Source organism: Streptomyces sp. NPDC044064 (assembly GCF_056434245.1).
Genome location: NZ_JBWKFN010000031.1, coordinates 114407 through 123039, shown reverse-complemented (window position 1 = coordinate 123039; position 8633 = coordinate 114407). Strand labels below are relative to the sequence as shown.

The 8633-nt window shown below is 74.6% G+C and carries 2 protein-coding genes; both read right to left on the bottom strand.

The genetic code is table 11. The features are described from left to right. Nucleotides 1-120: 120 nt before the first annotated feature. Nucleotides 121-1350 (bottom strand): cytochrome P450, encoded by a 1230-nt coding sequence (locus tag AC07DS_RS37170; RefSeq protein WP_479152681.1) that lies wholly within the window; start codon nt 1348-1350, stop codon nt 121-123. Beyond that, a complete protein-coding gene (locus AC07DS_RS37165) occupies nt 1347-8633 on the bottom strand; it encodes an amino acid adenylation domain-containing protein (RefSeq protein ID WP_479152679.1) in 7287 nt (2428 codons plus the stop codon). The genes AC07DS_RS37170 and AC07DS_RS37165 overlap by 4 nt, the downstream gene beginning before the upstream one ends.

Below are 8633 nucleotides of genomic sequence, written 5' to 3'. Positions count from 1 at the left end.
GGGGGTTTCACACACACATGCCCTGGCGCTTGGGGGGGGGGGGTACGGGGGGGATCCTTTGGGGGCAGGGGGGCCCGGCCACCGGGGGGGGGCGGCGGGGTCCCGCGGCGCGGATCGCGGTCAGTAGCGGACGGGCAGGGCGGTGAGGCTGCGGTTGAGCAGGGAGGGCTGCCAGGCGAGCCGGCCGGGATCCGTCAGGGTGAGGTCCGGGTGGTCGCGGACCAGCGTGCCCACGGCGGCCACGGCCACGAGCCGGGCCAGGGCGGCACCGATGCAGAAGTGGGCGCCGAAACCGAAGCCGAGGTGGGTGCCACCGGTACGGCGGACGTCGAACCGGTCGGGGTCCGCGAAGCGGGCCGGGTCGCGGTTGGCGGCAGCGGTGACCAGGAAGATCCGGTCTCCGGCGCGCAGGGTGTGGCCGTCGAGGTCGAGGTCCCGGGCGGCCGTGCGGATGGACATCTTGGACGGGCCGTCCAGCCGCAGCGCCTCCTCGACGGCCCCTTGCACCAGTTCCGGGTCCTCGCGGACGGCGGCCAGCCGACCGGGGTCGGTGTGCAGGGCCAGGACGGTGTTGGCGATGAGGTTGCCGGTGGTCTCCCCGCCGGCGAACGCCATCTGGGTGAGCATCCCGACGAACTCCTCGTCGGTGACCGAGTCCCCCACCCGGCCTTCCTTCAGCACCTGGCTGATCAGGTCGTCGGCCGGTTCGGCGCGGCGCCGGGCGACCAGGCCGGCCAGGTAGTCCTCCAGGCTCACCAGCGCCTGCAGGGAGGCCCGGTACTCGCTCTCCTCCTGGGCGGTGCCGAGGACGAGGTCGGCGACGCGGGCGTTCCAGTACCAGAAGGCGGGGGCGTCGGTGCGTGGGATGCCGAGCCAGCGGGCGAAGACCAGGGCGGGCAGCGGCTTGGCCACGTCGGCCATCAGGTCGCCGGAGCGGCCGGGGACGGCCCGGCGGGCGAGGACGGCCGCCGTGGCCCTCTCGGTGAAGGCGCGGTAGCGGGACACGGCCCGGGCGGCGAACGCCTCCTGGAACACCTGGCGCAGTCTGCGGTGCTGCGGCGGGTCGTTGAAGACCATCCAGCGGGACAGGATCCCGAAGGCGCGTTCGGCGTCCGCGCGGGCGCCCTGCGGGACGGCGTCCATCAGGGGCCGTACCCGGTCGGCCGAGACGGCCGGGTCGCGCAGGCAGCGCATGACCTGGTCGTAGCCCGTGACGAACCAGGCGTGGTGCATCGGGCTCCAGTGGACCGGCGCATGGTCGCGGAGCCCGTTCAGATAGCCGTAGGGCTCGGCGACCATGTCCGGGGAGAGGAGGTAGCGCTCGGTGAAGGCGGGGGCGACGGTGGTCATCGGGCGTCCTCCGCCTCGATCTCGACGAGCAGTCCGGCGATGCCGGCCACCCTTGGCTCGGTCATCATCGACATGTGGTCGCCGTCGCTGATGTGCAGGGTGAGGCCACCCTCGGCCACCTCCCGCCAGCGTGCGACGTAGGTGTCGTAGTCGACGTCGAGGCCGGGCATCGTACGGCCGCGGGCCAGTGCGGCGGCCTCGCTGCCCACCACCAGGTGCACATGGCCGGGGTAGGGCCGGACCTCGTAGGCGGCGAGCGCGGCGAGCAGGGAGTGCCAGACCTCGATCGGCGCGTCCTCGACCAGGGCCGCCTCGGCGGGGCTCATGCCGGCGCCGAGCAGGGTGGCGGTGAGTTCGGCCGTGGCCCGGTCGCGCCCCGGTGAGGGCGGCAGTTCACGCAGCCGGTCCCGCAGGCGCAGTGCCTCGCGCAGGTCCTTGGTGACGCCGGTGAGGCGGGCGCGGGCGGCGGCGTTGGGCAGGTACGGCTCGATGAGGACCAGCGGCGCGGCGTGGTGTCCGGCCCGGTGGAGCTGGGTGGCCATCTCCAGGGCGATGTTGGCGCCCATGGACCAGCCCAGCAGGGCGTGCCGGCCCTCGCCGTCCCGGTCGGTCATCTCGGCGACGTAGTTGGCGGCGATACCGGTCACGGTGCTCGGGTCCACGCCGCCGAGCAGGCCGCGCGCCTGGAAGGCGTGCACCGGCCGGCCGGGCGGCAGGGCGCGGGCGAGCGGCACGAACCATGCGGCGCTGCCGCCGGTGGGGTGCACGCACCACAGGGGCTCTCCCGTGCCCTCGCGCAGCCGGACCTCGGAGGTGACGGCTGCCGGCACACCGTCCGCGCAGGTGCGGGTGGCGTGGGCGGCGAGCTGGGCGATCGTCGGGTACTCGATCAGGTCGCCGACCGAGACGGTCAGTCCGCGTCCGGCGGCCGTCAGGGAGACCCGGACCGTGGAGAGCGAGCTGCCGCCGATCCGGAAGAAGTCGTCGTGGACGCCGATGCGGGACAGTCCGAGGACCTCCCGCCACACCTCGGCGAGGATCTTCTCGGCGGGCGTGGCGGGGGCGACGTACTCGGTCTCGCTCCCGGCCTGCTCCGCCGTGGGAAGCGGCAGCGCCCGTTTGTCGATCTTGCCGCTGCGGTTGACGGGCATCTCGGCCAGGAAGACGAACCGGGCGGGCAGCATGTAGGCGGGCAGCGAGGCACGCAGGGCACGGCGCAGCTCCTCGGGGGTGGGCTGCCGCGCACCGGACACGACGAGGTAGGCGACGAGGGCCGGCTCGCCCGGCAGGTCGGTGCGGTGCAGCACCACGGCCTGGCGGACCTCGGGCAGCGCGCGCAACGCGTGCTCGATCTCGCCGAGTTCGATGCGGAAGCCGCGCAGCTTGACCTGGGAGTCGCGGCGGCCCAGCCATTCCACCGAGCCGTCGGGCCGGTGGGTGCCGAGGTCGCCGGTGCGGCACAGCCGCTCGCCGGGGGCGCCGTAGGGGTCGGGGACGTAGGTGGCCGCGGTGAGGGCCGGGCGGCCGAGGTAGCCGCGGCCGACGGCCTGGCCGCCGAGGTAGATCTCGCCGGGGACGCCGGCCGGGACCGGCTGGAGGTCCTCGTCCAGGACGTGGATGCGGGTGTTGCGGATGGGTCCGCCGATGGGCGGGCGGCCCTGGCCGGGCGACAGTTCCGCGGCCACGGACCACACCGAGGTCTCGGTGAGCCCGTAGACGTTGTGGAAACGGCGGCCCCGGGCCCATACGTCGGCGAGTTCGGCCGGGCAGGCCTCGCCGGCGACCTGGAGCACGCGCAGTTCGGGGAAGTCGTCCTCGCCGAGGACCGCGAGGGCACTGGGCGGCAGCATGGCGCCGGTGACGTGGTGCTCGCGCAGGGTGCGGGCCAGGTCGGGGCCGGGGCGCAGCGCGTCCTTCGGGGCGGTGACCAGGCGGCCGCCGTTGGCCAGGGACCAGGTGAGTTCCAGGATCGAGGCGTCGAAGCCGAAGGAGGCGAACTGCAGCACCCGGTCCTCGGGGGTGGGCCGCACCAGGTCGCGCTGGCCTTCGAGCATGTTGGACAGGCCACGGTGCGGGATGCCGACGCCCTTGGGGGTGCCGGTGGAGCCGGAGGTGTAGATGATGTAGGCGAGGGTGTCCGCGTCGGGTTCCCCGGTGGCAGGCCCCGCGGTGCCGGTTTCTCCGGTGACGGGGGCGCCGGCCGGTTCGGCGGGCGTGTCGGCGTCGAGGAGCAGCACAGGCCCGTCGAAGGGCACCGTCCCGTCCAGTGCCTGCTGTGTCAGCAGCACGCGCATGCCGCTGTCCTCGGCCATGAACGCCAGCCGGTCGGTGGGGTGTTGCGGATCGAGCGGCAGGAAGGCGCCGCCCGAGCGCAGCACGGCGACGGCGGCACGCACCAGGTCGGGTCCGCGCTCGGCGCAGATGCCGACCACCGTCTCGGGGCCCACCCCGAGCCGGCGCAGCCGTCGCGCCAGCACCTCGGCCTGTGCCTGCAGTCCGGCGTACGTCAGCCGGTGTCCGCCGTGCTCGACGGCGACCGCGTCCGGGGTGCGGGCGGCGTGGGCGGCGATGTGCTCGTGGAGCAGCAGCGGCGAGGAGGGGGTGTCGAGCCCCCGGGCCCAGACGTCGAGGGCGACGGCGCGGGCCGCGCCGGTGAGCGCGGGCCGGGTCACCCGGGCGTGCGGGTCGTCGGTCATCGCCTCCAGCTGGGCGCAGAACACGTCGGCCAGCTGCTCGGCGGTGGCGGGTGCGACGAACTCCGGGTCGGCGTCCAGCGTGAACGCGTTGACGCTCGCGTTCACCAGCAGCGGGAACATGGTCCGGGCGATCTCCAGGGACTCGTCCCAGGACTCGTGCGAAAGCCGGTGGAAGTTGACGTAGTTGAAGACCGTGTCGGTCCAGCTCGGCTCGGTGGGCCGCAGTCGGGCGATCCGCACCAGCGGCACCCTGCGGTGCGGCAGCATCTCCTGCTCGGCGGTGAACACGTCCCGCAGATAAGCGAGCCAGCTGCCGCGCGGGCGGGACACGCCGAACGGCACGGTGTTCAGGAAGAGTCCGCGCATCCGGTCGGCGCCCGGAACCTCGGGCCGCCCGTTGGTGACCAGGCCGATGCAGTGGCCGAGCGCGCTGTCGTCGCGCTCCGCGAACAGGCTCATCGTGTGGTGGAAGGCGGTCATGAGGACCGTACGGCGGGGCACTCCGGCTTCCTTGGCCAGCCTGCCGATGCTCTCGGCGAGGTGGGCGTAGGAGCGGCGTACCTCGTGCACCGGTGGCTGCCCGGCGTCCGGGCCGGCCGGGCGCCGGCCCAGGCGGACCGGCCGCAGGTCGGCGAGCCGCCCACGCCAGTACTCCAGCGACTGCTCGCTGTCGAGCGCGGCCCGCTCCAGGGCGACGTACTCGGCGAAGGCCGGGGCACTCGGCGGCCGGGGCGCGGTGCGGTGGGCGACGGCCTCCCGGTGCAGGGACAGCAGGTCGGCGACGAGCGAGGTCAGACTCCAGCCGTCCAGGACGACATGGCAGTCGGTGAGGACGAGCCGCAGGTCGTGGTCGGTCACCTGGTGGAGGTGGATACGGACCAGGGGTGCGGCGGCGAGGTCGAAGCGGCGCCCGAACTCCTCGTCCACGAACCGGCCGAGCCGCGCCCGCTGCTCCTGGCGGGGCAGCCCGCGCAGATCGGTGTGGCCGACCGGGAGGTGGGCACTGCGGTGCACGAGCTGGAGCGGTTCTCGGTACGAGACGAGGTCGACGGAGGTGCGCAGGATGGGGTGTCCGGCGACCACCGCGTCCACGGCGGCCTGGAAGGCGTCCAGGTCGAAGCCCTCGGGGACGGTGATCTTCAGGTCGGTGACGTTGTGGTAGGCGCCGCGCCGCGGGTCGGCGAGCATCTCGTGGAGCATGCCGGCCTGGAGCATGGTGAGCGGGTAGGCGTCGGCGAGGCCGTCCGGCAGGCGGTCGGCGTCGGCGGGGTCGAGCTGGGAGAACGGGGCGACGGGGGCCGGGGTGTCGACGTCGTCGGTGACGAGCGTGGCGAGGTCGGCGAGGGTGCGGGCGCGGAAGACGTCGGCGACGGTGAGGCCGAGGCCGGCCTGCCGGGCCAGGCCGACCAGGCGCAGGGCAAGGATGGAGTCGCCGCCGAGGTCGAAGAAGTTGTCGGTACGGCTGACGTGTTCGGCGCCCAGCACCTTGGTCCACACGCCGGCCAGGGCCTGCTCCAGGGGCCCCTCGGCCGGCAGGTGCGTGGTGCCCTGCCCGGCCGTGGTGGGTACGACGGCGGTCAGCGCGGCGCGGTCGACCTTGCCGTTGGCGGTCAGCGGCAGCCGCTCGTGGCGGACGAACAGCGCCGGGACCATGTAGTCCGGCAGGGTCAGCCGCAGCCCCTCCCGCAGGGCGGGCGCGTCGAGCGGCCGGGCCTCGGGGGTGACCACATGGGCGACCAGCCGGGCTCCGTCGCCGTCACGCCGGGCGACGACGGCGACGTCGGCGACGCCGGGCAGGGCGCGCAGGGCGGTCTCGATCTCGCCGGGCTCGATGCGGTAGCCCCGGATCTTCACCTGGTGGTCGGCGCGCCCGACATAGGCGAGTTGGCCGTCCGGCAGGACCCGTACCAGGTCGCCGGTGCGGTACATGCGGGCGCCGGGCTCGCCGAAGGGGTCGTCGAGGAAGCGTTCCGCGGTCAGCTCCGGCCGGTTGCGGTACCCGCGCGCGACCCCGCCGCCGGAGACGTACAGCTCGCCGACGCTGCCCGCCGGGACCAGCCGGCCCCAGGCGTCGAGGGCGTAGCCGTGCTGGCCGGACAGCGGCCGCCCGATCGGCGAGCGGACCGCCCCCGTCACGTCCTCCCCGGTGACGGTGCGGATGGTGACGTGCACGGTGGTCTCGGTGATGCCGTACATGTTCACCAGGGCGGGGCGCGGTCCCGGGGCGGTGAACCAGTCGCGGTAGTCGCGTACGTCGAAGGCGTCACCGCCGAAGATCACGGTGCGCAGGGCGAGTTCGGAGAAGTCCGCGCCGGCGTTCCCGAGGTGGGCGCGCAGGCCCTTGAAGGCGGCGGGGGTCTGGTTGAGGACGGTGACTCCCTCGTCGCGCAGCACGCGGTGCACGGCCGCCGGGTCGCGCACCTCGTCCGCGCCGAGCACCACGACGCGACCGCCGCTGGTGAGCGGGCCCCAGAGCTCCCACACGGAGAAGTCGAACGCCGGGGAGTGCAGAAGCGTCCACACGTCGGCGGGCCCGAAGTCGAAGTGCCGGTCGGCGGCGCCGAGCAGCCAGGCGAGGTTGCCGTGGGTGATCTCGACGCCCTTGGGCCGGCCGGTGGAGCCTGAGGTGTAGATGACGTAGGCGAGGTCCTGCGGGTCGGGGCGGACGTCCTCGCCGTCGGTCCCGGTGCCGGCCTCGTCCTCGGTGTCCAGTTCGACGAGGTTCACCGGCAGCCCCTCCACGGCGGTGCGGGTGGCCGCGTCGGTGACGACCCACTCGATCCCGGAGTCGGTGACGGTGAACTCTCGCCGGGCCCTGGGGTGGGAGGGGTCGAGCGGCAGGTAGGCGGCTCCGGCCCGCCAGACGGCGAGCAGGGCGACGGCCAGGTCGGGCGTGCGGTCGAGGCAGACGCCGACGAGGGAGCCTCGGGTGACCCCCGAGGCGCGGAGCCGGGCGGCCAACGCCGATGCCCGGGCGTCGAGTTCGGCGTACGTGTGGCAGCGGCCGGAGCCGGTCGCGGCCACCGCGTGCGGGGTGCGGGCGATGTGCTCGGCGAGGCGGTCCGGCGCGGTGCGCGGGGCCGGGAGGAGGGCGCCGCCGGAGTTGGCGGGGCCCTCGGGTCCGAGCAGATGGGCGCGTTCGGCGGGGCTGAGCGGGTCGATGGCGCCGAGCGGGGTGTCGGGTTCTGCGCAGAAGGCCTCCAGCAGCGCCACCGTGTGCCGGGCGAGGGCGGTGACGGAGGCCTTCTCGAACAGGTCGGGCCGGTAGACGAACACCAGGTCGGTACGGCCGTCCCCGTCGCGCAGGTCCAGAGTGAGGTCGAACTTGGCGGTGGTGAGGGAGATCCGGTAGGGCGTGCCGCTCGCACCGCCCAGGGTGAACCCGCCCTGCGTGACGTCGGTGTGCGTGTAGAGGACCTGGACGAGCGGGTTGCGGGCGAGGTCGCGTTCCGGGCTGAGGGCGTCGACGACCTGCTCGAACGGCAGCGACTGGTGGGAGAACGCCTCCAGGACGCGGTCGCGGGTCCGCGTCAGCAGGGCCGTCGGGGTCGGGTCGTCGGAGAGGTCGCCGCGCAGCACCAGGGTGTTCACGAAGAAGCCGACCAGCTGCTCCGTCTCGGCCTGCTCCCGGTTGGCGACCACCGTGCCGACGGCGATGTCGCTCTGCCCGCTGTGGAAGGCCAGCGCGGCCTGGAAGGCGGCCAGCACCGTCATGTACGGAGTCGTACCCACACGGCCGCCCAGCGCGGTGAGCCCGTCGGTGAGCGCGGCCGGCAGGGTGACGGTGTGGGCGGCTCCGCGCCCGCCGGGCGTGTCGGGGCGGGGGTGGTCCGTGGGCAGGTCCAGCGGGGTCAGGCCGGCGAGCCGGGAGCGCCAGTGGTCGAGGTCGGCGGACCGGTCGCTCTCGCGCTGCCACAGCGCGTAGTCGGCGTAGTCGAGGGGCAGTTCGGGCAGGCGCGCGGCACGGCCCTCGGTCCTGGCCCGGTACAGCTCGGCCAGGTCGCGGACGATCAGGTCGAGGGACCAGCCGTCGGAGACGATGTGGTGCATGCCGAGAACCAGCACGTGGTCGTCGTCGGCGGCCCGTACGAGGGTGGCGCGGAAGGCCGGTTCGCGGGCGAGGTCGAAGGGGCCTACGGCGGCGGCGTGCACGGCGGCGGCCAGGCGCCGCTCTCGGTCGGCACCGGCCGGGCCGGTCACGTCCGTCACGTCAAGCACCGTGCCGTCGGCGGGCAGGACACGCTGGTACGGGACGCCCTCCTGCTCGGGGAAGACCACCCGCAGCTGCTCGTGCCGGGCGACCAGGTCGGCCACGGCGGCCCGCAGCGCCGGCACGTCCAGCGGGCCGGTGAACCGCCAGGCGGCGGGCAGCAGGTAGGTCGGCGCGCCGGGGTCGAGCCGGTCCAGGAAGTACAGGCGCTGCTGGGCGGCGGACAGCGGGGTCCGGTCGGGGCGCGGCCGGATCCGCCGCGGGCCGTCGGCCCGGGCCGCGGCCCCGCGCAGCCGCTGCTCCAGCAGGCGGCGTGCCGCCGGTGACAGGCCGCTGCCGGGGGCGAGGGGGCCGGGACGCACGTCCGAGGTGGTCAT